This is a genomic window from Bacillus sp. XT-4 (genome assembly GCF_050864245.1).
Lineage (GTDB): Bacteria > Bacillota > Bacilli > Bacillales > Bacillaceae > Bacillus > Bacillus altitudinis.
The window spans coordinates 573925-599484 of record NZ_JBPAFI010000002.1; the positions used below are offsets into that span (position 1 = coordinate 573925).

At 37.0% G+C, this 25560-nt stretch carries 29 protein-coding genes, 1 tRNA gene and 1 riboswitch; of the genes, 11 read left to right on the plus strand and 19 right to left on the minus strand.

Annotated elements, in window-relative coordinates:
- From ACRRMM_RS08185 to ACRRMM_RS08215, 7 genes are all read right to left on the minus strand, one after another.
- Positions 1-543 (minus strand): CatA-like O-acetyltransferase (locus ACRRMM_RS08185; protein WP_432450822.1); only part of this gene is annotated, 543 nt, incomplete at its 3' end.
- A 303-nt stretch (positions 544-846) separates the two neighbouring features.
- Positions 847-1449 carry a YczE/YyaS/YitT family protein gene (locus ACRRMM_RS08190; RefSeq protein WP_057079668.1) on the minus strand — a complete coding sequence of 201 codons (603 nt, stop codon included), beginning with the start codon at positions 1447-1449 and terminating at the stop codon, positions 847-849.
- Positions 1442-1894 (minus strand): GNAT family N-acetyltransferase, encoded by a 453-nt coding sequence (locus ACRRMM_RS08195; RefSeq protein WP_113747587.1) that lies wholly within the window; start codon positions 1892-1894, stop codon positions 1442-1444. The genes ACRRMM_RS08190 and ACRRMM_RS08195 overlap by 8 nt, the downstream gene beginning before the upstream one ends.
- A gap of 469 nt (positions 1895-2363) precedes the next feature.
- Positions 2364-2564, minus strand: coding sequence for a RapH phosphatase inhibitor (locus ACRRMM_RS08200; RefSeq protein ID WP_428828897.1), 201 nt, complete (start codon positions 2562-2564; stop codon positions 2364-2366).
- On the minus strand, positions 2554-3672 hold the full coding sequence (locus tag ACRRMM_RS08205) for a tetratricopeptide repeat protein (protein WP_008348370.1): 1119 nt from the start codon (positions 3670-3672) through the stop codon (positions 2554-2556). Before ACRRMM_RS08205 ends, ACRRMM_RS08200 begins: the two co-directional genes overlap by 11 nt.
- A gap of 491 nt (positions 3673-4163) precedes the next feature.
- On the minus strand, positions 4164-4994 hold the full coding sequence (locus tag ACRRMM_RS08210; RefSeq protein WP_035392377.1) for a sialate O-acetylesterase: 831 nt from the start codon (positions 4992-4994) through the stop codon (positions 4164-4166).
- Positions 4995-5109: 115 nt separating this feature from the next.
- Positions 5110-6024 carry a LysR family transcriptional regulator gene (locus ACRRMM_RS08215; RefSeq protein WP_428828896.1) on the minus strand — a complete coding sequence of 305 codons (915 nt, stop codon included), beginning with the start codon at positions 6022-6024 and terminating at the stop codon, positions 5110-5112.
- Between the two features lie 288 nt (positions 6025-6312).
- On the opposite strand from ACRRMM_RS08215, the gene ACRRMM_RS08220 reads away from it, so the two are divergent.
- The 5 genes from ACRRMM_RS08220 to ACRRMM_RS08240 all read left to right on the plus strand — a co-directional run bounded on the left by ACRRMM_RS08220 (position 6313) and on the right by ACRRMM_RS08240 (position 11355).
- Positions 6313-7110 (plus strand): dihydrodipicolinate synthase family protein, encoded by a 798-nt coding sequence (locus ACRRMM_RS08220; protein ID WP_017359637.1) that lies wholly within the window; start codon positions 6313-6315, stop codon positions 7108-7110.
- Positions 7111-7197: 87 nt separating this feature from the next.
- Positions 7198-8421 (plus strand): CynX/NimT family MFS transporter, encoded by a 1224-nt coding sequence (locus ACRRMM_RS08225; protein WP_125589029.1) that lies wholly within the window; start codon positions 7198-7200, stop codon positions 8419-8421.
- Positions 8422-8944: 523 nt separating this feature from the next.
- Positions 8945-9151: a hypothetical protein gene (locus ACRRMM_RS08230; protein ID WP_148780223.1), complete on the plus strand. Its 207-nt coding sequence runs from the start codon at positions 8945-8947 to the stop codon at positions 9149-9151.
- Positions 9152-9931: 780 nt separating this feature from the next.
- The gene (locus ACRRMM_RS08235) at positions 9932-10378 is read left to right on the plus strand and encodes a MarR family winged helix-turn-helix transcriptional regulator (protein WP_008348375.1); all 447 of its coding nucleotides are present in this window, start codon (positions 9932-9934) and stop codon (positions 10376-10378) included.
- A gap of 32 nt (positions 10379-10410) precedes the next feature.
- A complete protein-coding gene (locus tag ACRRMM_RS08240) occupies positions 10411-11355 on the plus strand; it encodes an acetyl-CoA carboxylase carboxyltransferase subunit alpha (protein WP_428828895.1) in 945 nt (314 codons plus the stop codon).
- 107 nt (positions 11356-11462) lie between these two features.
- On the opposite strand, the gene hemB is transcribed toward ACRRMM_RS08240, so the two are convergent.
- From hemB to ACRRMM_RS08260, 4 genes are all read right to left on the minus strand, one after another.
- Complete coding sequence (hemB, locus tag ACRRMM_RS08245) at positions 11463-12458, minus strand: porphobilinogen synthase (RefSeq protein WP_017359643.1); 996 nt, start codon at positions 12456-12458, stop codon at positions 11463-11465.
- Positions 12459-12970: 512 nt separating this feature from the next.
- Positions 12971-13195: a hypothetical protein gene (locus ACRRMM_RS08250; RefSeq protein ID WP_428828894.1), complete on the minus strand. Its 225-nt coding sequence runs from the start codon at positions 13193-13195 to the stop codon at positions 12971-12973.
- Positions 13196-13320: 125 nt separating this feature from the next.
- Positions 13321-13542, minus strand: a complete 222-nt coding sequence (locus tag ACRRMM_RS08255; protein ID WP_428828893.1) for a hypothetical protein — start codon at positions 13540-13542, stop codon at positions 13321-13323.
- Positions 13543-13782: 240 nt separating this feature from the next.
- A complete protein-coding gene (locus ACRRMM_RS08260) occupies positions 13783-14307 on the minus strand; it encodes a hypothetical protein (protein WP_428828892.1) in 525 nt (174 codons plus the stop codon).
- A 253-nt stretch (positions 14308-14560) separates the two neighbouring features.
- Between ACRRMM_RS08260 and ACRRMM_RS08265 the strand changes: the two genes are divergently transcribed.
- Both ACRRMM_RS08265 and ACRRMM_RS08270 read left to right on the plus strand, forming a co-directional pair.
- The gene (locus ACRRMM_RS08265) at positions 14561-14827 is read left to right on the plus strand and encodes a hypothetical protein (protein WP_428828891.1); all 267 of its coding nucleotides are present in this window, start codon (positions 14561-14563) and stop codon (positions 14825-14827) included.
- Between the two features lie 146 nt (positions 14828-14973).
- Positions 14974-15135 carry a hypothetical protein gene (locus ACRRMM_RS08270; protein WP_428828890.1) on the plus strand — a complete coding sequence of 54 codons (162 nt, stop codon included), beginning with the start codon at positions 14974-14976 and terminating at the stop codon, positions 15133-15135.
- 42 nt (positions 15136-15177) lie between these two features.
- On the opposite strand, the gene ACRRMM_RS08275 is transcribed toward ACRRMM_RS08270, so the two are convergent.
- From ACRRMM_RS08275 to ACRRMM_RS08305, 7 genes are all read right to left on the minus strand, one after another.
- On the minus strand, positions 15178-15510 hold the full coding sequence (locus ACRRMM_RS08275) for a hypothetical protein (protein ID WP_428828889.1): 333 nt from the start codon (positions 15508-15510) through the stop codon (positions 15178-15180).
- Positions 15511-15688: 178 nt separating this feature from the next.
- Positions 15689-16051: a hypothetical protein gene (locus ACRRMM_RS08280; RefSeq protein WP_428828888.1), complete on the minus strand. Its 363-nt coding sequence runs from the start codon at positions 16049-16051 to the stop codon at positions 15689-15691.
- Positions 16052-16725: 674 nt separating this feature from the next.
- Entirely contained in the window at positions 16726-16956 is a 231-nt protein-coding gene (locus ACRRMM_RS08285; protein WP_428828887.1) for a hypothetical protein, read from the minus strand.
- Positions 16957-16988: 32 nt separating this feature from the next.
- Positions 16989-17576: a hypothetical protein gene (locus ACRRMM_RS08290; protein ID WP_428828886.1), complete on the minus strand. Its 588-nt coding sequence runs from the start codon at positions 17574-17576 to the stop codon at positions 16989-16991.
- Between the two features lie 525 nt (positions 17577-18101).
- Positions 18102-18174, minus strand: a tRNA-Val gene (locus ACRRMM_RS08295).
- 128 nt (positions 18175-18302) lie between these two features.
- On the minus strand, positions 18303-19481 hold the full coding sequence (gene metC / locus ACRRMM_RS08300; protein WP_428828885.1) for a cystathionine beta-lyase: 1179 nt from the start codon (positions 19479-19481) through the stop codon (positions 18303-18305).
- Positions 19478-20596, minus strand: a complete 1119-nt coding sequence (locus ACRRMM_RS08305) for a methionine biosynthesis PLP-dependent protein (protein WP_428828884.1) — start codon at positions 20594-20596, stop codon at positions 19478-19480. Before ACRRMM_RS08305 ends, metC begins: the two co-directional genes overlap by 4 nt.
- A gap of 79 nt (positions 20597-20675) precedes the next feature.
- A riboswitch (SAM riboswitch) is annotated at positions 20676-20797 on the minus strand.
- A 220-nt stretch (positions 20798-21017) separates the two neighbouring features.
- On the opposite strand from ACRRMM_RS08305, the gene ACRRMM_RS08310 reads away from it, so the two are divergent.
- Genes ACRRMM_RS08310 through ACRRMM_RS08320 form a run of 3 tightly spaced genes read left to right on the plus strand, consistent with a single transcriptional unit; the run spans position 21018 to position 22767 of the window.
- Positions 21018-21758 (plus strand): esterase family protein, encoded by a 741-nt coding sequence (locus ACRRMM_RS08310; RefSeq protein WP_035700344.1) that lies wholly within the window; start codon positions 21018-21020, stop codon positions 21756-21758.
- Positions 21759-21810: 52 nt separating this feature from the next.
- A complete protein-coding gene (locus tag ACRRMM_RS08315) occupies positions 21811-22326 on the plus strand; it encodes a YjcG family protein (RefSeq protein WP_024720139.1) in 516 nt (171 codons plus the stop codon).
- 6 nt (positions 22327-22332) lie between these two features.
- Positions 22333-22767, plus strand: a complete 435-nt coding sequence (locus ACRRMM_RS08320) for a GNAT family N-acetyltransferase (RefSeq protein ID WP_047945552.1) — start codon at positions 22333-22335, stop codon at positions 22765-22767.
- Between the two features lie 83 nt (positions 22768-22850).
- Here ACRRMM_RS08320 and ACRRMM_RS08325 read toward each other — a convergent pair whose 3' ends face one another.
- The gene (locus ACRRMM_RS08325; RefSeq protein WP_008348414.1) at positions 22851-23108 is read right to left on the minus strand and encodes a hypothetical protein; all 258 of its coding nucleotides are present in this window, start codon (positions 23106-23108) and stop codon (positions 22851-22853) included.
- 126 nt (positions 23109-23234) lie between these two features.
- Here ACRRMM_RS08325 and ACRRMM_RS08330 point away from each other — a divergent pair, with 126 nt between their 5' ends.
- Positions 23235-25544 carry an ATP-dependent helicase gene (locus tag ACRRMM_RS08330; RefSeq protein ID WP_428828883.1) on the plus strand — a complete coding sequence of 770 codons (2310 nt, stop codon included), beginning with the start codon at positions 23235-23237 and terminating at the stop codon, positions 25542-25544.
- Positions 25545-25560: the final 16 nt, after the last annotated feature.

Genomic DNA, 25560 nt, shown 5'->3' on the forward strand with positions numbered 1-25560 from the left:
AACTGGCAAGATGATTTTTCCTTCTTCCACCTTAAACTTGCCTATCGTAAATATTGGCAGTAAATAAGTTATATCTGTAGATACATTAAGGTTAAAAGAAGTAAAATCAATCCACGGCAGACTTGAAATATTGAACATGTTTTCTGGCATATGAGGTTTCGGAAATAGGCTGCTGCTTTTGCTATATGTTTCAATGTCGGCTACACAGCTTTTATAAAACTGAGCAAAGTTTTCATCATAAGGCGTCCAAATACTTGAAAACGCCTTTGTTTCTTTATTTAAAATCGTATAACTAGGATGGAGAATCTCCCAGTAACCAAGTTCATCGTTCACTTGATCCATCCGAAATTCCGGTATTTTTTGCACAGCTCTTGCTAACAAATAAATTTGCACAGGATATACTTTTAGCCTTTTTTCTTTTAATATTGCATACAATTTTGTGATGTCTAGATCGATCACCAGACTATATGTGCATCGGGTTACCGTCATATAATGATGAAAGTGCTCTTTTCTCGGATAATTTTCTTCTATTTGTTTAAACATTTTTTATCTCCTCCTGAATGTAATTGCTTGTATTCAGGAGGAAGCTTTATCTGTTTTTACCACCACAATCATCCTTTCAAGAGTTATGTCATGCTTCTGTCCATTCAAAATCTACCATGAGCTTTGTTTATGATAAAGCCTCCAGCAACTCTTCGTAAGTAATCTTCCCTAACGTGAACTGTTCTAGATATATATATTTCTCCCCTGCCAATATAGAATTTGTAATTATCAGCGCTATCCTCTATTCACTTCTACCTTTACTATAGAAGCTTTTTAATTGATTTATCGTACCCAGCCAAATCATCAATTTGATAATAACCGACGGTTAACAATAGGCATGAAAAAGTGAAGAATGATGCCTCCGAAACAAATAGTTAATATGGTTCCAACACCGATAGGTCCTTTACATATAAAAGCTAATATGAAGAAAAATGCATATAATATTGTTCTCGAAAATGCGATGGTTCTTTTTGAAATATCTCGAAGAATGAGTGTTAAATGATCAATTGGTGTTGATGCGAATTTTGTTTGAAGATATACGGCTGTTCCAAGACCAATGAATATCAAACCAGCTCCAAAGCAAGTCAGTTTGCTAAACCACGTGCTTGTATCAATGACATATTTGATGAGGAGTAACCACAGATCAATACCGATTCCAGTCACGAACGCTGTAATCAAACCTAAAAAAACAGGTTTTTTTCTCACTAATATAGAATTGCAAATTAAGATGATGATAGAAATCAAGACCTCCCAGCTCCCTACGGTAAGACCAAATTCTTTGGAAAGGCCAACTAAAAGGGCATCAAATGGGGAAGCACCTAGTCCTGATTGTATTGTTAATGAAATTCCTAAACTTAATACGAGTACACCTAAACCGTAATAAACATACTTTTTTTTATTAGACATGATCTCTACTTAAAGATAATTCTTTTATCATTAAAACGTGCAGAATCCCGTCTTCCATAAATTCATCTGAAGCAGTTTGAAAACCAAGTTTTTTATAAAAACCTTCTGCTTGTGTTTGTCCATGCAGCTTTATCTTTGTAATTCCTTTTTCTTGCATGATTTTTTCCAGTTCTCTGATAATCACTTTGCCTAAACCGTACTGACGATAAGGTTTTAGGATGCAAATTCGTTCCAATTTACCTGTACCATCCACAATACGCACCCGACCTGTGCCGACAGGTTCATTCTCATGGCATACTAAGACATGCTGACATTGATCCTGAAGAGTGTCAAATTGATCAAATTCTTCAGACTCAGGTACTTGCTGTTCATCAATAAAGACTGACTTTCTAATATTAAGAGCAACTTGTAAGTCATTTTCAGTTGTTATTTTTTTTATATGCATTGTTTATCAATCCTTTTCTGATATTAGTCTGAACCAGGTGAAGCATTTATATGGTCTTATACTAGTAAGAATAAAATATTTTTATTGCAATTACAACAAAAATACAAGTTTTTTAAGATAGTGGGCATTTTGCAAGAGAAAGAAATTGAGAAAGCTGGTTTTAGTAGTGAATGTCAAGGCGGAATTAATGCGGACTATTGCGCCACTTATCAGTTTGGTATCTCTTGGCGTTATACTTCTCACTTTTGGTGCCTTTGTTTTTTAGTGATTAACATTTGAAGAAAGTTCTCAGAAAAAATCCCCTAGCCATAAAAGTCAGGGGTTTTACTTTGTTCTTCCCTGAAAAAGACTGATTTAATAAGGTTCTATGATGAGCCTTTCTGATAAAAAATGTGTGTTTACTGAAAAGGTTCGTCCCCAATCTGTCCCCATAAAAAAACAGACCCTGTATGGTCTGTTTTAATTTTGCCTATACGTTTTGAGAAATTGTATTTCGATTGATCATTGTCGTGTTTCGATCGATTTTTTGTGGAATGAAAGTTGTATTTCTATTCGACTCCTCCATTGTTGTATTCCGATTTGATGTTGGTTTAATCAAGCTAGATGCTTCATATACACCTGCACCTAGAAGGATAATAGAGCTTATAACAATCATTTTTTTAACACTCATAAAGACACTCTCCTTTTTGAATATTATGTTGGGCTTGAAATGCCTTCCTGTAATATTCTGTTGCTTTCTCAAACTTTCCTCTTTTTTCATGAATCACTGCAAGGTTTTTAGTGAATTCTTCTACGAAAACAAACAACTGCTTTTCTTCAAATGCCTGTAGCATAGCTTGAATCTCTTCCTCATCATTACTTTCATATGTTGTTCTTATAGAACGTATTAATAAAATTTCGTGCGGGTTCTCTTTATGAGAGACAAGTTCCAAAGCTTTATCCACTAATTTGGATGCTTCATCATTTTCTCCTGTCTTATATAGTGCCCAACAGAGATTAACATATATGACCGATTTTACATCGTCCACACCATCTTCTGATATTTCAAGAGACTCTTGATAATATTGGATAGCCTTTGCATAATCTTGTTTTTTTTCATAATTGTTTCCTATATTTAAAAGTGCCTTGGCAATCAACCTTTTATCCGCTATTTCTTCAGCGATGGAATAGGCTTTATTCAGATGTATTAATGATTTTTCATACTGCTTAAAATCATCATAATTTCCTGCTATTACAAATAAGCATTGAACTTTTCTAATCTTGTATAACTCATACTGATCGTATATTTCAAGCGCCTTTATGATGTGATGCATAGAAACATGAGTTTGTTTCATAATATAGTAGGCTTCAGCCACCTTGAAGTGAAACTCCGCTTGCTCAATATCATCGACAACCAGTGCGAGCTGCCGCTCAGCGATCTTGTAATATTGAATGGCCTGTACATATTCTTTTATACTGAACTCATACATTCCACGAAAAAACGCGTTGTAATACTGCAGCATGCCGGACAATTTATGGTTGGAGTTTTCTATTTTATCTACTAAGTCTGCTATGGATAAAGAGCGCTGCTCTGAGGGTTTAATATAATCAAGCATAAGCTGATGACGAAAGCACATCAATTGATAGTAAATCAGTAAATCCTGGTCTTCTTCCATTCGTTCAATTTCTTGTTCTACCTCAGCTTTCAAAATCTCTGCATCTGGAACACTAAATTGACGAATCATTTTATACCATTCATTTATTTTCACACCAACATGTGAAGAAAGAACTTTCTCCATCCCCTTACTCCCCTTCTACAATATTTCCTTATATTACATTTATTATGACATACAGAAATTTACAAGGCACCGAAAAGAAACCGCAAAAAGAACCATTGTACATCAATAAACCTTTGGCACATGTCTTTATCCTCACAAAACAAAAAGGCAAACTCATTTCAGTCTGCCTTCATCTTCTAGATTTCCATGAGAATACCTTTTGTCTTCAGGTAATTTGCATTGAATCTAGCCTTTTTTCTTTTAATATTGCATACAATTTCGTGATGTCTAGATCGATCACCTAGCTATATGAGCATCAGGCTACCGTCATATAATGATGAAAGTACTCTTTTCATGGATAACTTTCGACTATTTGTTTAAACATTTTATATCTCCTCCTGAATGTGATTTACTGTATTCAGGAGGAAGCTTTATCTGTTTTTACCACCACAATCATCTTTTCAAAAGATATATCATGTTTCTGTTTATTCAAAGACTACCATGACCTTTACCTAAGTTAAAGCCTGCAGCAACTCTTCGTAAGTTATCTTGCCCAACGTGAATTTTTCTAGTGCTATATATGTATTCTCCGCTGAGGTTTTCATTCTATTATGACAGTCATTCACTAGCTCATGTTCATTTGGTAATGGTTCATGTATATGTTCTGTTTTTCGACATGCTTCATAGTATCTTATCCCAAATATTCTTTGGGACATCGCATTGATGTGAATTCCGTCCGGATTAGATATAAGGCCTTTCGCAGTAACATAATAACAATTTTCATGATGATGTGCATATTTTTGTAGTACCTCATTGATCAGTTGATATTCCACACATCCTGCGCCAAATGCTGTCTTTCCTAAGAAATCGCCCAAACCACCTATCACAAGCGGAATGTTAGGTACAGATAATTCAGTTCTCAGCTCATGAAATAATCTTCGTATTTTTTCATTGTATTCTTTGTATTTTCCATCTTGGCTGTCACTTTCTCCTTGATGCCATAATATCCCGGCCAATTCGCTATCTTCCTTTGCAAATGTAGCTTCATTTATTGCATGACGAAATAATACCCCATCTCGTGACCACTCATCAATGGAACTGCCACCTTCAGCACATGGAATAAGACCAATTTTTTCTCCCTCATGATCCTTACACCAAGTCTCCGCGAAGGAAGCCGCCAGTCCTACACCAGCTACCGGCCTATCAAAATGAATAGGTTCAGTCATCATTTGCCATCTTCCATTTCGCAGCATCATGATTCTTTCATTATAAATTGGTGGCACTTCATGCTTGAAGCCTCGCCCCGCCATATTTGATTGTCCAATTAGTAAAAATGACTTCATATCTTTCCCCCTCTAAATATTTTATCAAAAATGTATTTACCTGAACGTTATCAGTTTACCCTTGCGCTGTGATTTCTAGAATTTCAATCATCTCTTGAAATTCCCTTAAAAACGATTACTTCTTTCTCGACTCATAAACATAATTCAAACCAAAAGCAATCTCTTTTAATATATCAATGAAAATGTGAATAGCCGCTCCTAGGTGTTTGTCTTTCCTATAAACGACCCCTACACTTCTAATAAGATTAGCATTGTTTATAGGAATAATCTTTAATCGAGGTTCGTTTAGATATTCAAGATAAGGAGTTGGTAAGACCGTTATCCCTATGCCATCTACCACCATATTAATTAATGACTGCATAGTTGTTACTTCAAAAATAGGATTGGGTAGAAAACCAATATCTTTACAACTTTTGTTGATAAACTGTCTGATGTAAAATTGCTCAGGAAACAAAATTGAAGCAGTTTCTTCTAATACTTCTAACCCCAACTTTTCACTTTGTGCCAGGGGGTGTTTAACAGGTACTGCAAAAGCCATATCTTCCGTGTATAAAGAGATTGTTTCAAATTCATCCCCTTTCATTGGTAAAAACACAATCCCTAAGTCCACTCTATTTTCTATTAAGTGTTTTTGAATATCCCCAGTACGGAGACCTAGTACAGAAATTTTAACAGCTGGATATTGCTGATGAAATTTAAATAATGCCGGTGGAATAAGGTAGTTCTCTACTGTTAGCAATGTCCCAATTGAGATTGATCCTCTTTGAAGCCCATTTAATTCATTAATCGATATTTTTGCTTGTTCAATTTCGTGAAAAATATTGCGAGTATATTTTAATAGGAGTTTTCCTGATTCAGTAAGAGTCGTTTTCTTACCAATACGATCAAACAAAGTTGTTCCAATTTCATGTTCTAAAAGTTTGATTTGCTGGCTTAAAGATGGTTGAGATATTCCAACCTTTTCAGCAGCTTTTGTAAAATGCAGTTCTTGACACATTGTATAAAAATACTCTAATTGCTTTAATTCCATTCTTCCGACTCCTAAATAGAAATTTTCACAAGTACAAACTTTATGATTTTTAAATATTAACATCTAATATACATTATTATACAAATAAAACCATAGGTACAAACTATAGTTATTATATAAATAATTGAATTGTTCTATAAAAATAAGTGTCTTAGACTATTACATGAAGGCTAGACTTACATGCACAAATAATTTCTTCAAACCATGTAAAGGAGGTCAGTCGATATAACAAGAACAAGTAACATTTTTTAGAAAGTATAAAAATTTTAATGTAGGAGGTTAAAACAAGTGAAGAATTTAAATGTCGCGATTCCAACCCCCTTTCATGAAGATGAAAGTCTGTACTTGGATGGATTTAAACCAATCGTTGAGTATTTAGCTGAAAATGGTATTGATTCACTACTCGTATCTGCAACTACAGGTGAACAAAATTCAATGAGTATTGAAGAAAGGATACAAATTATTGATTTTTTTAATCAGCAGGACTTTAAACATGTTGAACTAATGTTTGGTGTATCAGCTACAACGACAAAAAATGCAATAAAATTGATTGAACATCTTGAGGATTCAGTTTTCGACTCGATTCTCATTCAATTTCCTCCTTATATCCTACCAACTCAGGAACAAGCGATGTCTTACATGAATGAATTGTTAGAGCAAACCACAAAACATGTTGTTCTTTATAATAATCCTTTGCGCACGGGGTTTGAATTAAGTGCTGACTCATTTCACACTCTTATGAATCAAAAACACTCTCATTTGGTTGGGATGAAAGAAGAGAGTGATGTTAGACGCCTAAAAAATACAACTTTACCAGATGACTTTATCATGTTCGCTGGAGGGGACGTAAACCTCACTGAAAAAATATTAAACGGATGTAACGGGCTTTCTAGTATGGTAGGAAATGTTTATCCAAAAGAGATTCAAACATTTTTTAGTGACTTAGTTGCAAATAAGCCTGTGAATCTTCAAAAAATAAATCAACTAATCGATGAGGTGACACGTGGACATGCGATTGTCAATATTAAAAACCATTACAATGCTTTAGGCATAAAGGTAGGTAGGTGTCGTTCTCCCATTCGATAATTATTAATTCATTGCAAGCAGGTTCGAATCGTTTCATCCAGCTTGCCCCAATTCGTTATAAAAGATTTGGAGGGGTCTATAGCTGCCATGAGTATTCCACAAACGGAGCAAAAGAAAAGATCGAGTATGCAGACAAATAAAAAGATATTAACTGTTGTTGGTGTTATTCTAATTGCAGCAAATCTTAGGGCCCCAATTACATCAGTCGGTCCAGTATTGTCTTCCATTCGTGATCATCTTGGTATCTCTAACACATTAGCTGGTACAATTCCTACAGCCATTTTATTCACATTCGCATTGTTTTCTCCTTTTGCCCCCAAGATCACTCGCCGTTTGAGTATGGAATTAACACTGTTTATGTCGATAGCATTATTATTAGTTGGAATTGGAATACGTTCTTTTGGTAGAGTGGACACGTTATTTTTAGGAACCGTCATAATCGGTTCTTCAATTGCGATTTGTAATGTTTTATTACCTAGCTTCATTAAACATCATTTTGCAAACAAATTAGGTTTGATGACAGGCCTATATGCTGTTTCTATGAATTTATTTGGCGCTATTGGTTCAGGGATTAGCGCCCCCATTTCTTCATCATTAGGTTTCGGATGGTCAGGTTCCCTGGGTTGCTGGGGAATCTTAACTCTTCTTACCATGATATTTTGGGTACCAAAACTAAGGAACAACCAAGAATCTTTGGATTTTTTTCGAAAAGAGAATAAGAAAAGACCTATCAGCCTTTGGCGTTCTAAGCTAGCGTGGAATGTTACATTGTTTATGGGGTCTCAGTCCTTTGTATTTTTCACAGTCATATCATGGATTCCTGAAATTCTTGAAACTAAAGGGCTAAATGCTAATGAAGGTGGATGGATGCTATCATTGATGCAACTTTCAATGCTTCCTGCTACATTTATTGTACCTATTTTAGCTGGACGTTTTAGCAAACAACAGATATTAGTATGGATTTCATTTCTCTTGCTTGTTGTTGGCTTAATGGGCATTTTATATGGCGTGTCATTCCTTATACCTCTGTGGATGATAATGATTGGGATTGGCATTGGAATGGCCTTTAGCTTAGCCATGATGTTTTTTAGTTTACGCACAAAAAATACACAAGAAGCAGCAGAATTATCTGGTATGGCACAGTCTTTAGGCTATCTATTAGCAGCGATAGGACCTATTTTATTCGGCTGGTTACATGACATTACTTATCATTGGACTGTTCCTCTGTTCATGCTAATCTTCATTTCAGTCATAATTTTAATTACTGGTGTAAATTCTGGTAAGAACGTATATGTTACTTCTGCTAAATAAATAGCAACATTCATTAAGAATTTTTATGACACATGCATCGTAAAGGTTTTGAGTTAGTAACTTCTTCCCCAATTCGTCCCTTTTCAAAAAAATAAAACAAATATCTGTTGTCAAAAAACCCTTGCTTAGCAAGGGTTTTAATGATGATTCCGGCTAAACTCGATCCTGCAACCTCTCCCCTGTCAAGGACCGTTCAACCCCTATAACAAATAACCTATTTACTTCATTTATTTACAAATGATAACATTCATTAGAGATGGAGAACCAATATGCATACATATTCATTATGAAAAAAACTTTCAAAAGGTTTAATAATATCCACGGTTTCAGGAACTTTTTTTATTCACACCTTCTGCAGAAGCAAAATTCGAAACCATTCTAATCACTCTTGAACACTATACAGGCGCTCTTAAAGTGAATGGAAGTGAAAATGTAGCATGGTGGGTTGCTAGAACCATCATGTTGTTCTTTTTTTAAAATGAACTAAAACACAATGCTGAAACAATAAGGAGGTACTTGATTAGTGACACAGGAAAATAAGGCATCAAAAAGTTTGTTAATTACTTTACCCGCCGCTATTATCGCTATTGTATTGATTTTAGGAAAAATTGATACACCTGTAACAAACATTTTATCTTATGTAGTAGCTTTTGTTGTAATTGGTTTAACTGTTTCAAGCTTAATAAAAGACTACAAAAAAAGAAAGATTGATGACTCTTCGAAGGTGTAGCTATGAAAAACACGATAATGAGCCCTTCAATAGTAGAGATAAGGTTACCAAAATACGGTTTTATGATCTTAATCACACTATGAAACTATTGTATTGTTAAATGGCTCACCTGTCGTATCTTAAATTGACCACACTGAAAAATACAGTGTGGTTTTTCATTTCACTAATGTTTTTTTGTTTTAGAAATACAAAAGCCACTCTCGACTATCTCAAGAATGGCTCTGTATCAACATCTTTTCATATGAATCCGACTGGGTTCGAACCAGCGATCTCTCCCCGTCAAGGTGAATGACCTTATCCGAAACTTCCAGATGTTCTCTTAAAAAGACTGTTTTAATAAGATTCTATGCTAAGCCTTTCTAATAAAAAAAGTGCACTCCTGAAGAAAACTGAAAGGGTTCGCACCCAATCCGTCCCCATAAAAAAACAGACCCTGCATGGTCTGTTTTCATTTTGCCTATACGTTTTGAGATGTGTTTCTAATACCTTTTGATCAGCAGCCGTAGCTTCTTCAAATCGACCTTGTTTCCCATGCTCATCTGCATATACTATATAGCATGCTTCTGCATAAGCGAAACACTGTTTCTGCTCTACATACTGAAAGACCTTGGGCAACTACTTCTCATTTATATTAATAAAATAAATTGGTTTATACCATTTTAACAAGTAGAAATATCTCATTCTTATTTTAATATTGACTTACGTTAAACTTGTGAAAAAAACACATTCATGTATAATACAATTGATGTATCATACATGAATTTTAGGAGGGTGACCTTTTTGAAAAGAGAAGATGCCTTAAAACTAAGATCAGATATTAAGAAAATGATTATAATAACTGGGGTTTTTGAATCTCAAAATTTGCCCAATGGACCATTTGAAAAACCTCTACCAACTTCTCAAATGATGGCGTTAGAGGAAATAGAGATGGAAAAATTAACTGTTTGGCAACTATCCAATAAACTTAGATTAGAGACTTCAACTGTAAGTAGATTGGTAGATAAGTTAGTAAAAAAGGGACTTGTTTATCGTGAAGTAAATGAAAAAAACAGAAGAGAACTTTTTCTGCACCTCACAGAAAAAGGTCACATTACTGTTAATCGCTTAAGAGAACAATCCCTTACATTTTATCAACGTATCCTCAATAATTTATCAGAATCAGAACAAAAAATAGTTGTGGATGGTTTTGAATTATTTATTGATTCTATTTCTAAGTCTTTTGATTAGAGTGAGGTAAATCATACCCTTTGGAGGATAAAATGAGTTTGGATTTTGAACGTCCTATTATTGAACTAAAAGAGAAATTTGATGAATTAAAGAAAATGATGAAAGAACATAATGTAGATTTATCATCAGAAATTCAAGAATTAGAAAAACGTTTAAATAAAATGCAAGATGAAATTTATTCTAATCTTACACCTTTTCAACGAGTTCAAATTGCAAGGCTACGTAACCGGCCCACGACATTGGATTATATACCTTTATTGTTTACAAACTTTTTCGAACTTCATGGTGATCGATTATATGGTGATGATCAAGCAATGATAGGTGGTATTGCAAAATTTAAAGGGATGCCCGTTACGGTTATTGGTCATCAAAGAGGGAGAAGTACAAAGGAAAATATAGAAAGAAATTTTGGAATGTCACATCCAGAAGGATATAGAAAAGCGCTAAGACTGATGAAACAAGCTGATAAATTTAATCGCCCTATTATTACATTTATTGATACAATTGGCGCCTATCCAGGCAAAGGGTCTGAAGAACGTGGAATTTCTGAAGCGATAGCTCGAAATCTATTGGAAATGGCTACACTTAAAGTGCCAATTGTTTGTATTGTAATTGGAGAGGCATCAAGTGGTGGAGCTCTTGGCATTAGTGTCGGTAACCATATCCATATGTTAGAGTATTCATGGTACTCGGTCATTTCGCCAGAAGGAGCAGCATCTATCCTATGGAAGGATGCTAAGTATGCTCCAGAAGCTGCTAAACATATGAAAATTTCAGCAAAAGATTTAAAGCATTTAGGAATTATTGATGAAATCATTCCTGAAATTAAGGGTGGAGCACAAAATGATATAAAATCACAGGCAAAATTGATTGAATCTGTGATTGAATCATCTCTAAAAAAATTGATACCATTATCCTCGGAAGTGCTTATACAACAGCGATATGAAAAGTATAGACAAATAGAGAATAATAAATGAAAATATTTAAAATCCGTATCGGATTATCTTCCATCAATACTTTTTCTTAAGGTCCTCAAATCCTCCTCATAAAAAAACAGACCACGCAGGGTCTGTTTTCATTTTGTCTATATGTTTTGAGATTCTCCATCTCTCAATCGCTGCGCCATATCTAAAGCAAAATAAGTCAAAATGCCATCGCATCCGGCGCGTTTGAACGCCATTAATGATTCTTCAATTACAACATTTGCATCAAGCCAGCCATTCTGAATAGCTGCCATCAACATTGAATATTCTCCACTAACCTGGTAGGCAAAAGTAGGAACTTTAAATTCCGATTTCACCCGATGTATGACATCTAAATAAGGCAGCCCTGGTTTTACCATGACCATGTCCGCACCTTCATTCAAATCAAGCGCTACTTCTCTAAGGGCTTCATCACTATTGGCAGAATCCATTTGATAGCTTTTTTTATCCCCAGACAGTACATTCCCCAGAGCTTGACGGAAAGGACCATAGAAGCCAGATGCATATTTTACCGCATACGATAAAATTCTTGTATTGACCAGTTCCTTTTCTTCTAAAGCACTCCGTATAGCACCTATACGCCCATCCATCATGTCGGATGGAGCTACAACATCAAACCCAGCTTCCGCAAGGATGATGGCTTGTTCGGATAATCTACTTACACTTTCATCGTTTACGACATAGCCATTACGTAGAATTCCGTCTTGCCCATGAGTGGTATAAGGATCTAATGCAACATCACCGATTAATCCCAGTTCCGGGAATGCCCTCTTAAGCTCGCGGGCTGCCCGACAGATCAAATTATCCGGATTTGTCGCCTCACTCCCATCTGCATCTTTTTTTTCTGGATCAATAACAGGAAATAGCGCAACTGCTGGAATTCCCAATTCTACTGCCTGTCCCACGTGCTCAATAAGACGATCTAGTCCGACTCGCAACTGCCCTGGCAGCGAAACAATTTCTTCCTCTCCCGGTTGTTCCCGAACAAAAACTGGCCAAATGAAGTCATCAGCCGACAACCGATTTTCGGCAACCAATCTGCGGCTCCAGTCATTGTTTCGATTTCTTCTCATCCGAGTGGACGGATAACTCTCCATTAATATCATCTCCTACTGTTTTTTACCTAGTGGTTTTATTATTGCTCAATTATATACCGACTTTAAACAAAAATCCCGATTTTCGGCTGGAATTAACTTTTTCCTGTCTATATAGTACCTTAGATTGCTGACTTAAACCTTAACAGACTTAACGATCCACTTTGCAGAACACTTTCATCGTTTTGGTCCTAAGAATACTTAGAAACAACCTGATGGATAAAAACTGAACAAATATTCATTACCCACAAAACAAAAAAACCCTTGCTAGGCAAGGGTTTCACGATGATTCCGACTGGGCTCGAACCAGCGACCTCTACCCTGTCAAGGTAGATATATAGAATCCTGTGATGATCAGCGATATCCTCTATTCACTCACAAACCTTGATACATAAGCTTTCTTTATCCTTCTGTCCCCTCTTGTGTTCCTTCGTATTTTTTAAAAACTAAAAATTTTGTTACCTTTTTTGTTACCTTTTTATGCGCCTGTTTTAAACCTACGCCTGCCTATAAATTTAAGCTTTATCACCATTAATATATTTCACTAACATAGCTGCTGCGTACATAAAGAATGCAGCGATTAAACCATTCACCATACTCCCAAAAATGACAATCAACATCTGTCCTGCATAATCTGCCCATGTCTTATCTGGAAATACAGCAATGTTCCATATACTCACCAGCATATAGAATCCAGTCACAATGATAAACGTCCAAAGAACTAACTTTGATTTGAGCATTTACTGACACCCCCCATTATCCATTTTCTTCTATGATAACATGGGTTAATAATTAATCCTCAATCAATTCATAGTCTTAGTTTCGTCTAACTCACGTTTTAAGCGCTTCTTATCTTGTTATCCTTTCAAAACGTGTATGAGCAATACACAGAATTGGTTTCTTCGTATGTTGAAAAATATTCTTGTTCCAGGTAACCTTCAAAGCCCAAAGCAGCTTTAACTATATTTTTACTCTTATTTAGCATATCTCTTTGAACATCATCATCTCTCATGGTTGAAATATCATCCATAAACATCGCATATAATTTAAATCTATTTTTCTCATATTCAAATCTAAGAACCTTCACTTTTACCCCCCCTAAATTCATTTCCTTAATTATACAGGGAATTTAGATTGAATGGAAAGAATACCGTAGTTTTAAACGACAGTATTAGGAAAAAGTGGACTTTACCCCTATAGGTTTAATCGATAGTGAATTCATATACTCCCTAAGTTCATTTTAGGCAACTTAATATCCTCATTTGACTATATTCACCCATAATTCACGGTGAGTAACTGGATATAAGTTATCTAGCTCAGAGAGAAGCTAAACAATTTCAATATCGTTCTTTCTCTCATCTCTTGCAAGGATAAGCAAGTCTTTAAAATAATTAACTGTTGCTTTGCTGAAACTGTCCATTATCACCGCCAAAGAAATCATTAGATAAATAAATACAGGAACATTGCATATCATTACAATAGTTGCAACAATGCCTAAATTAGATGTGCCAGGATCAAACTCTATTTTTCTAAGAATAACAGTTGTTGCAGCCACGATAATTGTGGATATTATTCCAATAAAGAACAACAATCTTTTTTGATCATTAACATGATTAATCCTATCCATACGAGCAATTGCGCATGATATATCTTCCGTATCTAATGATTTTAGAATCATCATCTTCTTTTTATGTTCGGGATAATCTTGACCATCTCTAGGGAAGTTTTCTGTTAAGTAAACAAGGAGTCCACGTGAACTCAACTCCACCAAATTATGCTTTAAATTTTGCTTAGTAAACTTCTGCTTTCTAAATTCCTTAATTTCTCTATTTTCCTTCAGTGTGCTTCTCATTTATAGTCACCTCATGGATAATATCGGAAACTGCGCTTATGATTGAAGTTGTTTTGAGGCTTTTTTAAAAGTCAACAAGACTTTTCCTCTAACATATAATCATCTTATTGTAGAGGATGTCGTTATTAGTAATAAATAGAAAATATTTCAATTAAATTGCACCATTCGACAAATTATGTGTAAATTAAATGTTAATATTAGGATGTCTATTGGCGGTTCAATAGATACATAAATTTGAGAGGGAGTGTCATTTATGAATTTGAAAAAAGTTATCGGGGCTATGTTTGTTGCAGGGGCTTTATTTGTTTCTGGAATTCCAGTCAATGCAGAACCAGTAAAACCAGGGGATTTAACACCTATCAGAAATAAACATAAAACAGGAGAAGAATTTAAATGGATGGGCTATGAAAATGGGGTAGGAAAAGTTCGTATTTACTTTAGAGATGACAATGGAGATTCTTATTATGATGATTTCTATTGTGTCAAAGTTATCGAGGGCACGTGTTACGTCTACAAATGAGTCTAAGCCTGCTTCTAACTAGTGGAAGCAGGTTTTTTATCGGATTTTCTCATTTGGCTGCGGACGTATCAACCATTAAACAAGATGTGAAAGAAATTAAAGCCACAGTTACCAAGTTGGAAGAAAAAGCTCAGAGGTGAAGCTATATGGCTGAAGCCGAAAAAATTCTAAAAGCTATTCATGAACTTTCAGCACAATTAAAAGAAATTGAATGCAATATTGTTGAATTCAGTGATGAAGTAAAAGATGAATTCAATCAGATAAATGAAAAATTAGATAGACAAATGACCACCTACATTCATGTGTAGGTGGTTTTTTTCACAAAAAAAGAGCCGCATAAGCAGCTCAATTTATTTCAATATGTTTTTTGTTTCTGATGCACCAACAATCCTAATATTTTTATACGCTTGGAACAATGCTTTAATTTCATCATTAGTCGGCTCTATCGTTCTAATTTCTTTAATTTTTTCTTTAGCTTCTTTAAGTGTAGGTGATGCTTTTTCCATCTTCAGTCTAGCAATATAGTCACTGAATCCATCTATCTCATCATTTCTCCAGCCTTGTCTAAGATAGACAATATCAGTATTAATCTCTTCTGGTGCAAGTTTATCGTATAGTTTAACGACTGCACTCGTCAATAAAGCTTGTTGTGTAATAATGTCATGAATATCATTTCCAGCCATTATTTATCTCTCCTTTTATGCGATCCATTTTAGTGCTTGAACTACCCAAAAAGAAATACTCTCAGATGTTGTCTCGGACAGTTTTCCAGCCCTTAACGCTCTGTAAACAGCATCTTTAACAGACTTCCAAACGAGTTTATCCCATTTTAAAAGCTCCTTCAATTCTGGTTCAACATATTTATTCCATCTGATTTCTACGGATCGAGCTGATTTCTACGGATCGAGCTGTTTTCTTATTGCTGAAGAACTCAATACCTTTAAATAGTTTTTGCTTATTGTTTAATGCTAATTTAATTGCTTCTTTTATTGCTTTTGTTTGGCCAGCCTTTGTTTGAATATCACCGTCAATCTTCTGATTTATTCCTTGGAACTCAGGCATTGTGACTAGAAGTGCTAATTCAAGATCCTGTAAATCCTGTTTTGTTTGCCCTGGATAATATTCGTTGCTAGACGATTCTTCTGCAAAAGCATTAGCCGGTAAAACACTAACTATTAAAGCTAATACTAATAATCTAATTAACCATCTTATACCAAATTTCATCACTCATCCTCCTATGTAAACACTTCACTATAAAGTATATATGGTTATTTTTTACACAGTAAACAGGAAAAAGTTATTGTTTTATGCAGGGGTACTAAGTAGTGAGTTACCATCATTTACATATAGACCCCCTCCTCTATTCTCCTTATTATTAATTTAAGAAATAGTTTTATTGTGGTCAAAACTAATAGAGGGAATTGGAAAGAAATCTTTGAGCACGCAAAGAAAAACAAAACAAAGACATTAACTTTCCCAGGAAAGCCTTACTCAATAGCGATCTTTCCTCAAGTATATGGTGATGTCGTTACAGAAGAGCAATTCTATCAAGAATTAGCAAATATAATCATAAAAGAAGCCCGTATGGAATCTAAATTTACCGAGGTTAATTAACATGAGCGAACACCACGAAAACAAGCCAAAGAAGAGAAAAGAAACAATCGAGAACTATAGGATTACTACACAGGTAACACCAGAAGTAGAAAATTCTTTAAAGAAGTTATGGCTTCAAAAGAGTTTTATGATTTCGCCTCACACCTAATGTACAAATATAAAAAATTTTAAAAATGAAAAAGAACCCCAAAATTATAGGGTTCTTTTTCTCACATTCCTGGTCTAACATCATTTAAAGATACTTTCATATTAATCCCTCCCCTACTTTCTTCAAAATACTTCTTTTATTCAGTCCAAAATGCAGACGGAGTGTTCCAAACCTGATATTGCTGATCAATATAACCAAACTGTTTCTTCCACTCGCTCTTTTCCCATGCCTTTTGATTAGTGTAAGATTTATCTTTCGGTTTTGGAAATTCTCCATCTACATGTCCATTTTCAATATGATTAAAAACAGCAACTTTGTTCCCTTTATCAGTGTATTTGTACCATAAAGTGATCATTTTCACAGGCATGCGACTCCCCCTCATTATCACACAGGTTTACCTTATATCTCGCTTGTTTCCTTCTCAGTATCTATAAATTCAAATTGTCTTACTTGATGCTCCAGTATATAGCATTCTGAAAGCCATTCAGGTACGTACCCCAAATATCGTTCACCTAATTTTATTCTCTGTAAAGCTAAGTCAATTTTCATTTTCACCCAATAATAATGTGCAAAATGTCCAATATAATCAAATTGTTCGTATGACTCTCCTTCGTGTTCTAAATATGTTATGTATTCACTTACATAACTATATCCTTTCCCAATATGAGCATTATTTCTAACCCATATTGTTTGACCCTCATTTTTTAGATAAGCAATGTTCTTTTTATCAAATCTCTTCATAGCAAGAGCACCGTCTTTTAACAATAGCTTTTTGTCATATTTCTCTAAAAAAACAAAACATCCATTCCATCCATAATTATTTTCAGGTCTTATAAAGTCAGTTTTTTTTACATAAACATCAGTTGCTTCAAGATTGGTTACCTCGTAATTTATAAATTTCAACGAATGGTAATAAACCGGTGAGTTATAAGGCTTACAATAAAATCCCTCATTGTCGAATCTAATAATTTTTACATATTCTTTCAATTTTCACTCTCCTTAAAAGAATGATTTTATAAAATTCCTATATCTTCATTAACTCTCGATGAAAACAAAAACTTTCAATTTCAATTATCTCTCAAAATCTTGGAAAAAACAAACAAAAAACAGGTATATAGAATACAGTCTATACACCTATTAGACCTTACCTTTCATTTGCTTTAATCCCTGGCAAATTGCTTGCAGTGCATTATTAGCCCCCTTTTTCATTAGCAACCATTTTATCAACGTTCATATTCACTGAATAATTGTTGGTAAAATTCTAGTCACTGACACTTCGAATACTTAAAACGATCGATTTTTTGTCCGGTAGTATTACCCTTAACGACAACACCAAGAGCATTTGAAGCCTCTTTCCAACAGAGTGCCGATCAAATTGATCACATATTAAATTGACCACACTGAAAAATACAGTGTGGCTTTTAATTTGTTAATGTTACCTTTTTGTTTTTAGAAATACAAAAGCCACTCTCGATTATCTCGAGAATGGCTCTGTATCAACGTCTTTTTATATGATTCCGACTGGGCTCGAACCAGCGACCTCTACCCTGTCAAGGTAGCGCTCTCCCAGCTGAGCTACGGAATCGAATTATGTATCAGTTCTGGGCTTTCTGTTACTGACAGTCTCTATTATATAACCATCATCGTCAGTCGTCAATGGTTTTGTTCAAAAAAGGCACAAAGCCGGTATCCATACCGGCTTTTTACTGACTTTTATGATTGATTCACAAGGACGGGCTTTAGTTGATCTAGTGCTTGTTTGAAGTCCCTTTTGAGGTCTTCTCCGTTTTCTACGCCCACACTTAATCGAAGTAAACCATCCGTGATGCCTCTTTTTTCTCTTTCTTCTTTTGGCATAGCGGCATGGGACATTTTAGCCGGATAGGAAAGAATGGATTCGACTGCTCCGAGGCTGACGGCGAATACAGGTAATGTGACGCCATCGACCAATTCTTTGACAGCCGCTTGGTTTTCTAGTTCAAATGAAAGAACAGCACCTGCACCGCTCGCCTGCTTCCGCTGAATGTCTGCCCCTGGGTGATCATCTAATCCTGGGTAATATACTTTTTTGACCGCAGGATGTTCTTTGAGGAATGAAGCTAGTTCTAATGCGGTTTGACTGGCTTTTTCTAATCTGACTTGAAGGGTCTTTAATCCTCTAAGCACAAGCCAGCAATCCTGTACGCCAAGTACCGCACCGAAGGAGTTTTGCAACGAATAAAGTTCTTCTCCTAGCTTCTCATCTTTCACCACGGCTAAGCCTGACAGTACATCACTGTGGCCGCTTAAAAATTTCGTTGCGCTGTGCAGCACAACGTCTACACCAAGGTCCAGCGGACGCTGAAGCGCAGGCGTTAAAAACGTATTATCTAAGAAAGTCAGACAGTCATGTTCTTTCGCAATCTGTACGACACCTTCAATATCCGTAATACCGAGTGTAGGATTTGACGGTGTTTCCATGTAAATGACTTTTGTATTTGATTGAATGCCTTGTTTCACTTCATTCAATTTGGTCATGTCCACAAAGGTATGCTCAATCCCAAATCTTGAAAGAACTTGGGTGATCATTCGGAAAGTCCCGCCGTACACATCTCTTGTAACAAGAACGTGATCTCCTTTTGACAATAGAAGAAAAGCGGTTGAAATGGCTGCCATACCTGACGCAAAGGCAAGCCCTCTCGTTCCTCCTTCTAGCGCTGCAATGGTATCCTCTAATGCCTGACGTGTAGGGGTGCCTGATCGGGAGTAGTCATATTGACCAAAGTCATCGAAGCTGCTTTGGTGAAACGTCGATGCATGTTGAATCGGCACACTGACTGCACCTGTTGAACGGTCTGTTTTAAACGCATTATGAACGAGTTGTGTTTCGAGTGTCCAATCGTGTGTGGTCATTTCGTGTGTACCCCCTCTTTCACATTTGATAGTGCCTGTTTCAGGTCTGCTTTTAGGTCCTCCACATGCTCAATCCCGACTGAGAAACGGAGCAATTTGTTACACACACCGTTTGCGATGCGAATCTCTTCTGGGATGTCCATATGGGTTTGCGTTGCAGGATACGTAATGAAGCTTTCGACTCCGCCAAGGCTTTCAGCAAAACAAATCGTTTTCAGCTGCCTCAAAAATGGATTGACCCAGTCCTCTTTGGCTACTCGGAATGACAGCATGCCTCCCTTTCCTGGGTAAAGCACATCTTGAATTTCCGGCTGCTGCTTTAGAAAATCAGCTAATTCCTTCGCATTTGCTTCGTGCTGACGCATTCTCAGCGCCAATGTTTTCATTCCTCTCATTAAAAGCCATGAGTCAAATGGAGATAAAACCGCCCCAATGGCGTTTTGATGCTGGAACATGTCTTCCGATAGCTTCTCTCCTTTTGTGACGACAAGTCCGGCAAGAACATCGTTATGTCCGCCTAAATATTTGGTGGCACTATGAATGACAATGTCCGCTCCGAGTGTAATCGGTTTTTGCAAGACGGGCGTATAAAAGGTGTTATCCACAATGACCAATGCACCGTGTTCTTTTGCGATTTTCGCAACCTTTTGAATATCCGCTTCCTGCATGAGTGGGTTTGTTGGCGTTTCAATAAAGACGGCTTTTGTATTTGGCGTCATTTTAGAGCGTAAACAGTCTTCATCTGAAAAATCATCATAAACAAAGCGCAGTCCGTACTTTTTCCATTCGTTTTCAAATAGACGGTATGTACCGCCATATAAATCTGATGAAACAATGAGTTCATCCCCGCTCTCAAACAGCGCCATGATCGTTTGGATGGCAGCCATTCCCGAACTGAAGGCAAAACCGGCCGTTCCTTCTTCGAGTGAAGCAATCGCATCTTCTACAAGCTGTCTTGTTGGGTTTTTCGTCCGAATATAATCAAATCCTGTTGATTCCCCAATGCCTCTATGTCTGTAAGCTGTTGAAAGATAAACGGGAGGACTGACAGTACCAGTCACCTCTTCGCTGCGGTTTCCAATTTGCGCTAACTTCGTTTCCACATGTTCTGTCATTTGACACCATCCTAAGTAAAAATCTAATTTCAAAACAGAAAAACCCCTTCTTCATAAGAAGAAGGGGTTTAATCGCTTCCTCTTATCTTCCAAGCAAAAAAGCTGCTTGCTGGATTTAGCACCTTGGTACATCACATGAAGTGATGCATACCGGTTGCTGAGGTTTCAAAGGGCCAGTCCCTCCACCTCTCACGATAAGAATGTGTTGTCTGTCTGTTCTAATTCTTAATACTGTAACGCATTAAACCTCATTTTTCAAGGGGAAATGTAACGATTAATTAAAATTTTCTGTATTTTGCAGCAGATTGGATGTCAGCCAATTTGATTGCATGTTAGCATATAGGAACAACGCTGTTTTTCGTGTTACAATGAATGGAAACGTTTCACTTATGATGAATTTGGTTAGCTGGAGGAATGGATTATGGTGAAGAAAACAGGCATCATTCAAGAAGAAACCTTACAGTCAAAAGAACTTGGGGCAGATATGACCATTTTGATTTATTTGCCAGTCAATTACTCCCCCCTTTATACATATCATGTCATCATTGCACAAGATGGTCATGATTATTTCCGTCTAGGTAAAATAGGCAGACAGGCGGAAGAATTAATGCAAAACAAAGAAATGGAACGCTCGATTATCATTGGTGTCCCATATGAAAATGTGACTGAAAGGCGAAATACGTATCATCCAGACGGACCAAAGTTCGAGGCGTATAAACGCTTTTTGGCAAATGAACTAGTTCCGTATATTGATGAACACTACCCAACGTATCAAGTTGGATCAGGTCGTACATTTATTGGTGATTCATTAGGTGCTACGATCTCACTTATGACAGCCATTGATTATCCTTCGTTATTTGGCGGACTGATTTTGCAGTCTCCTTACGTGGATGAGTCGGTTCTGCAAGCAGTCAAACAGTCATCATCCCTTGCTCACTATGCCATTATCCATCAAATCGGGTTAGAAGAAACAGCTGTGAAAACGACAGATGGGCAAGTGCTTGACTTTATTCAGCCGAACGAAGAATTAAAGATCCTTTTGGAGAAGTCAGGTGCGGATTATTTATTTGAGACATTCGAAGGCGATCATAAATGGACGTTTTGGCAGCCGCTCATTTCACCTTCGTTAAAAAGAATGCTCCCATATTCGTTAATCAACTGAATTTTGTTATAATAAAAAATAATAAATACTTTCTTAATCAGGAGGGAACATGATGAAATACGGAGTTGTTTTATTTCCATCAAAAAAATTGCAAGACATTGCGAACTCTTATCGGAAACGTTATGATCCGAACTATGCACTCATACCACCTCATTTAACATTAAGAACACCTTTTGAATTAACGGATCTAGAAGCAGCTGAGGTCGTCTCCACCTTGCGAGAGTACGCAAAAAATGCTTCTCCTATTACGTTACGTATTAAAAAATTCAGTTCATTCGCTCCTGTAAACAACGTGATTTATATGAAAGTAGAACCGAACGAAGAATTAATGACTCTCAATGAGAAGTTGTACACTGATCCGCTTGCTGGTACACCTGAATATGCATTTGTTCCGCATGTGACAGTGGCTCAAAAGTTATCAGACGATGAGCATTCAGACGTTCTAGGCACATTGAAGCTGAGAAAAATTGACCACGAGGAAACGGTTGACCGCTTCCATCTTTTATATCAATTAGAGAACGGTTCTTGGACCGTTTATGAAACATTTATCTTAGGAGAAGAGGGTTAAAGACATTTGAATACAGTCATCGTAAAAGAACAAACACAACGAGAAGATGCTTATTATGTTCGAAAAGAAGTTTTCGTAAAAGAACAAGAAGTCCCGTTAGAGATCGAAATTGATGAACTTGAGGACGAAGCCATTCACTTTGTCATTTATAATGATGACAACAAACCACAAGCTGCTGCTAGACTGCGCATAATTGAAGGTCATAAGGCAAAGCTTGAACGAATTTGTGTATTAAAAGAGGCGCGCTCTTTCGGCCTTGGCCACCAGCTTTTAGAAGCACTTGAGTCTGAAGCGATGGCAAACGGAGCGAAAGAGGCTGTCATGCATGCACAAGTCCAAGCTCTTCCTTTCTACGAAAAGAAAGGCTACAAAGCCATTTCAGAACCGTTTGAAGAAGCAGGGATTACACATGTCAAAATGACAAAAACACTATCCGTTTAACGAAAATAAAAAGCCAGGGCATCATGGATGCTCTGGCTTTTTATTGATTCCACCTCGTTCGCTCAGGAAGAAAGCGCAGTCATTTAGACGTAAGTATTGATATGAACGCCCTTACCTTCTTCCATAAACATATCTCGTACAAAGCGTTCCCGCTTTTTTTGCTGTACTTTCGTTTCCGCTTCTGTCACTAAGTCCTCTTTTTTCTCCAGCTCTCTGTATACCTTGTCATGAAAGGTGCGAGTGACCTTCGTCACTTTCGCATAGTCTTCTTTATCCTGAGGAGCAGGACGATTGATATATTGAAAATACAGATCCGGCTGAATCGGGGCTATATATCCCATCAAGAACGCCTCCTTTGCTTCTCTTCTACTCTACTATTCCCTAATTATGACTGTTTGAAACACGCCTCATTTGATATGATTAGATGTGTTTCTTTTTAACATTGATTGACTATTGGAGGACTAGCTTTGAAATGCGCACGACGACATGATCGAACGATCTCATTACATACATATTCGAGAGAACACTATCAATTCCTCCATGATGAGGGGAAAAAAGGGCATTTATCTTGCCCATATTGCGGACAACCCGTCTTTTTTAGATTAAATATACATGAAGAACCTGCCTTTATCCATAAGCAAATATCTCAGCAAGAGATTTGCGAAAAAAGAGAACAACAAGAGGAAAAGAAACCGGCTGAACGAGAGGAAGAGGCATCCTACAAAGAACTTGGCGGCTTTCGCTTTCCAACCGGCAAACAGATCATCTCACAAACAGAAGAATCGGATGACTGGCAGGAACCACGATCCATTCAATTTGGCGAAACCTTTCATTTAGAAAAGAATGAAGAAGTGCATACCATTGACCTCTTTCCACACATCACCTTTAGCGCACCGCAGCTTCAAGCAGTCACACACAAAGACGGTCCGATGCTTGTGCTAGCTGGCGCCGGCAGCGGGAAAACAAGGGTACTGACAGCAAGAGCTGCTTATCTGATGTCGCACCATCAAATCCCTGCTCACCATATCCTGCTCGTGACCTTCACCACAAAAGCAAGCAGTGAAATGAAAGAAAGACTGCGTATGCAGTACCAGCTTCATCCTTCACAGGCGAGCCAAGTTGTGACAGGCACATTCCACAGTCTATTTTATAAAATGTTGCTTCACGATGATCGGGGCAAATGGAACGGACAGCATTTGATTAAATTCGACTGGCAAAAAGAGCAGTATATTCGCAAAGCGATCATGCATGAAGGACTTGATGAAAAAGACTATCCAACCGATCAAGTGCTGCAATCAATCGGCTATTGGAAAAATGCTTTTTTACCAAACGAACTTCCTGAGCTGAAAGATGAAAAGGAAAAGCAAATGTGGACAATCTATCAGTCATACGAACAGCAAAAGCGTGAAAATCAACAATTTGACTTTGATGACATGGCGATTGCCTGTTTACACATGCTGAATAAGCAGCCTGAATTGCTCAAACAATATCAAGAACGATTCAAGTATATTTTAGTAGATGAATTTCAAGATATTAATCCCGTACAATATCAATTAATCCAGCTTTTAGCTGGAGAATCCGAGCAGCTATTTTGTGTAGGCGATGATGATCAAGCTATCTATGCATTTAGAGGAAGCAATCCTGCTTTTATTCTTGACTTCAAACAGGACTATCCTTCGGCCGAGATCGTCCATTTACATGCAAATTACCGCTCTCATCATACGATTGTCGCAAGTGCAGACGCCATTATTAAGAAGAACCAGCATCGTTACGAGAAAACGTTAAAAGCCGTACGCGTGGAGAAAATTCCGCCGACTCTTTTTTATCCATATGACGAGGAAGAGGAAGCGACCATAATCGTAGCAGATATTCAGGAGAAAATTAAAAACGGTGCAAAACCGAATGACTTTTGCGTGCTGTTTAGAACGAATACAGGAGGCCGTGCGATTTATGAACGTCTTCATCAATCGGCGATTCCGTATCAAACCGATGCTGGCGTAAAAGCCTTTTATAGCAGAAGAATTGTTCGGGTGCTGCTCGCTTTTCTTTCGCTAAGTCAGGATGCAGATGATGTCGCCGCAATGAAGCTGCTGCTGCCCGTTTTCTTTTTAAAGCAGCAAACACTGAATACCATGAAGGCACTGACCATTACGGAAGATTGTTCTATGGTAGAGGCACTTGGAAAGCTAACAGACATTCAGCCGTTTCAGCGCAAAAAACTGCAATCGATCGTTCCCCTGTTTCGAACGTTAAAATCGTTAAAGCCATCTGAAGCTGTAGCGTTTATTGAACAAAGGATGGGACTTGGTGATTATTTAAAAAAACGTGTGAATGATACGAATGTGCTTGAAAAAGGAACAGATGACGTACGAGATGTGAAAACAGTGGCGAAACGTTTTGAAACAATTGAAGCCTTCCTCGCTCATGCCGAACATATGAAATCTGCTGAAAAGGAAAAATCAGATGAACCAGGCGTTCAGCTCATGACGATCCACCGTGCGAAGGGACTAGAATTCCAAACAGTGTACATCACGAGCGTGGTTGATGGGGCGCTCCCTCATGACTTTGCACTTGATGAGCTGAGAAACGGTGATGAAGAAGCCATTGAAGAGGAGCGGCGCTTATTATACGTTGCCATGACGAGAGCAGAACTATCCCTTTATCTATCCGTTCCATCATATAGAAGAGGAAAAATGGCTCACCGCTCCCGCTTTTTGTACCCTCTTTTAAAGAAAAATCGTGAATTATTCACACAAAAACAACAGGCCCCCCTTTAAATGGAGAGCCTGTTGT

Coding starts and splice junctions, on each gene's coding strand:
- ACRRMM_RS08190 (WP_057079668.1), bottom strand. CDS start 1,449: ATGTCTAATAAAAAAAAGTATGTTTATTACGGTTTAGGTGTACTCGTA.
- ACRRMM_RS08195 (WP_113747587.1), bottom strand. CDS start 1,894: ATGCATATAAAAAAAATAACAACTGAAAATGACTTACAAGTTGCTCTT.
- ACRRMM_RS08200 (WP_428828897.1), bottom strand. CDS start 2,564: ATGAGTGTTAAAAAAATGATTGTTATAAGCTCTATTATCCTTCTAGGT.
- ACRRMM_RS08205 (WP_008348370.1), bottom strand. CDS start 3,672: ATGGAGAAAGTTCTTTCTTCACATGTTGGTGTGAAAATAAATGAATGG.
- ACRRMM_RS08210 (WP_035392377.1), bottom strand. CDS start 4,994: ATGAAGTCATTTTTACTAATTGGACAATCAAATATGGCGGGGCGAGGC.
- ACRRMM_RS08215 (WP_428828896.1), bottom strand. CDS start 6,024: ATGGAATTAAAGCAATTAGAGTATTTTTATACAATGTGTCAAGAACTG.
- ACRRMM_RS08225 (WP_125589029.1), top strand. CDS start 7,198: ATGAGTATTCCACAAACGGAGCAAAAGAAAAGATCGAGTATGCAGACA.
- ACRRMM_RS08240 (WP_428828895.1), top strand. CDS start 10,411: ATGAGTTTGGATTTTGAACGTCCTATTATTGAACTAAAAGAGAAATTT.
- hemB (WP_017359643.1), bottom strand. CDS start 12,458: ATGGAGAGTTATCCGTCCACTCGGATGAGAAGAAATCGAAACAATGAC.
- ACRRMM_RS08250 (WP_428828894.1), bottom strand. CDS start 13,195: ATGCTCAAATCAAAGTTAGTTCTTTGGACGTTTATCATTGTGACTGGA.
- ACRRMM_RS08260 (WP_428828892.1), bottom strand. CDS start 14,307: ATGAGAAGCACACTGAAGGAAAATAGAGAAATTAAGGAATTTAGAAAG.
- ACRRMM_RS08265 (WP_428828891.1), top strand. CDS start 14,561: ATGAATTTGAAAAAAGTTATCGGGGCTATGTTTGTTGCAGGGGCTTTA.
- ACRRMM_RS08270 (WP_428828890.1), top strand. CDS start 14,974: ATGGCTGAAGCCGAAAAAATTCTAAAAGCTATTCATGAACTTTCAGCA.
- ACRRMM_RS08275 (WP_428828889.1), bottom strand. CDS start 15,510: ATGGCTGGAAATGATATTCATGACATTATTACACAACAAGCTTTATTG.
- ACRRMM_RS08280 (WP_428828888.1), bottom strand. CDS start 16,051: ATGAAATTTGGTATAAGATGGTTAATTAGATTATTAGTATTAGCTTTA.
- ACRRMM_RS08285 (WP_428828887.1), bottom strand. CDS start 16,956: ATGCCTGTGAAAATGATCACTTTATGGTACAAATACACTGATAAAGGG.
- metC (WP_428828885.1), bottom strand. CDS start 19,481: ATGACCACACACGATTGGACACTCGAAACACAACTCGTTCATAATGCG.
- ACRRMM_RS08305 (WP_428828884.1), bottom strand. CDS start 20,596: ATGACAGAACATGTGGAAACGAAGTTAGCGCAAATTGGAAACCGCAGC.
- ACRRMM_RS08310 (WP_035700344.1), top strand. CDS start 21,018: ATGGTGAAGAAAACAGGCATCATTCAAGAAGAAACCTTACAGTCAAAA.
- ACRRMM_RS08315 (WP_024720139.1), top strand. CDS start 21,811: ATGAAATACGGAGTTGTTTTATTTCCATCAAAAAAATTGCAAGACATT.
- ACRRMM_RS08325 (WP_008348414.1), bottom strand. CDS start 23,108: ATGGGATATATAGCCCCGATTCAGCCGGATCTGTATTTTCAATATATC.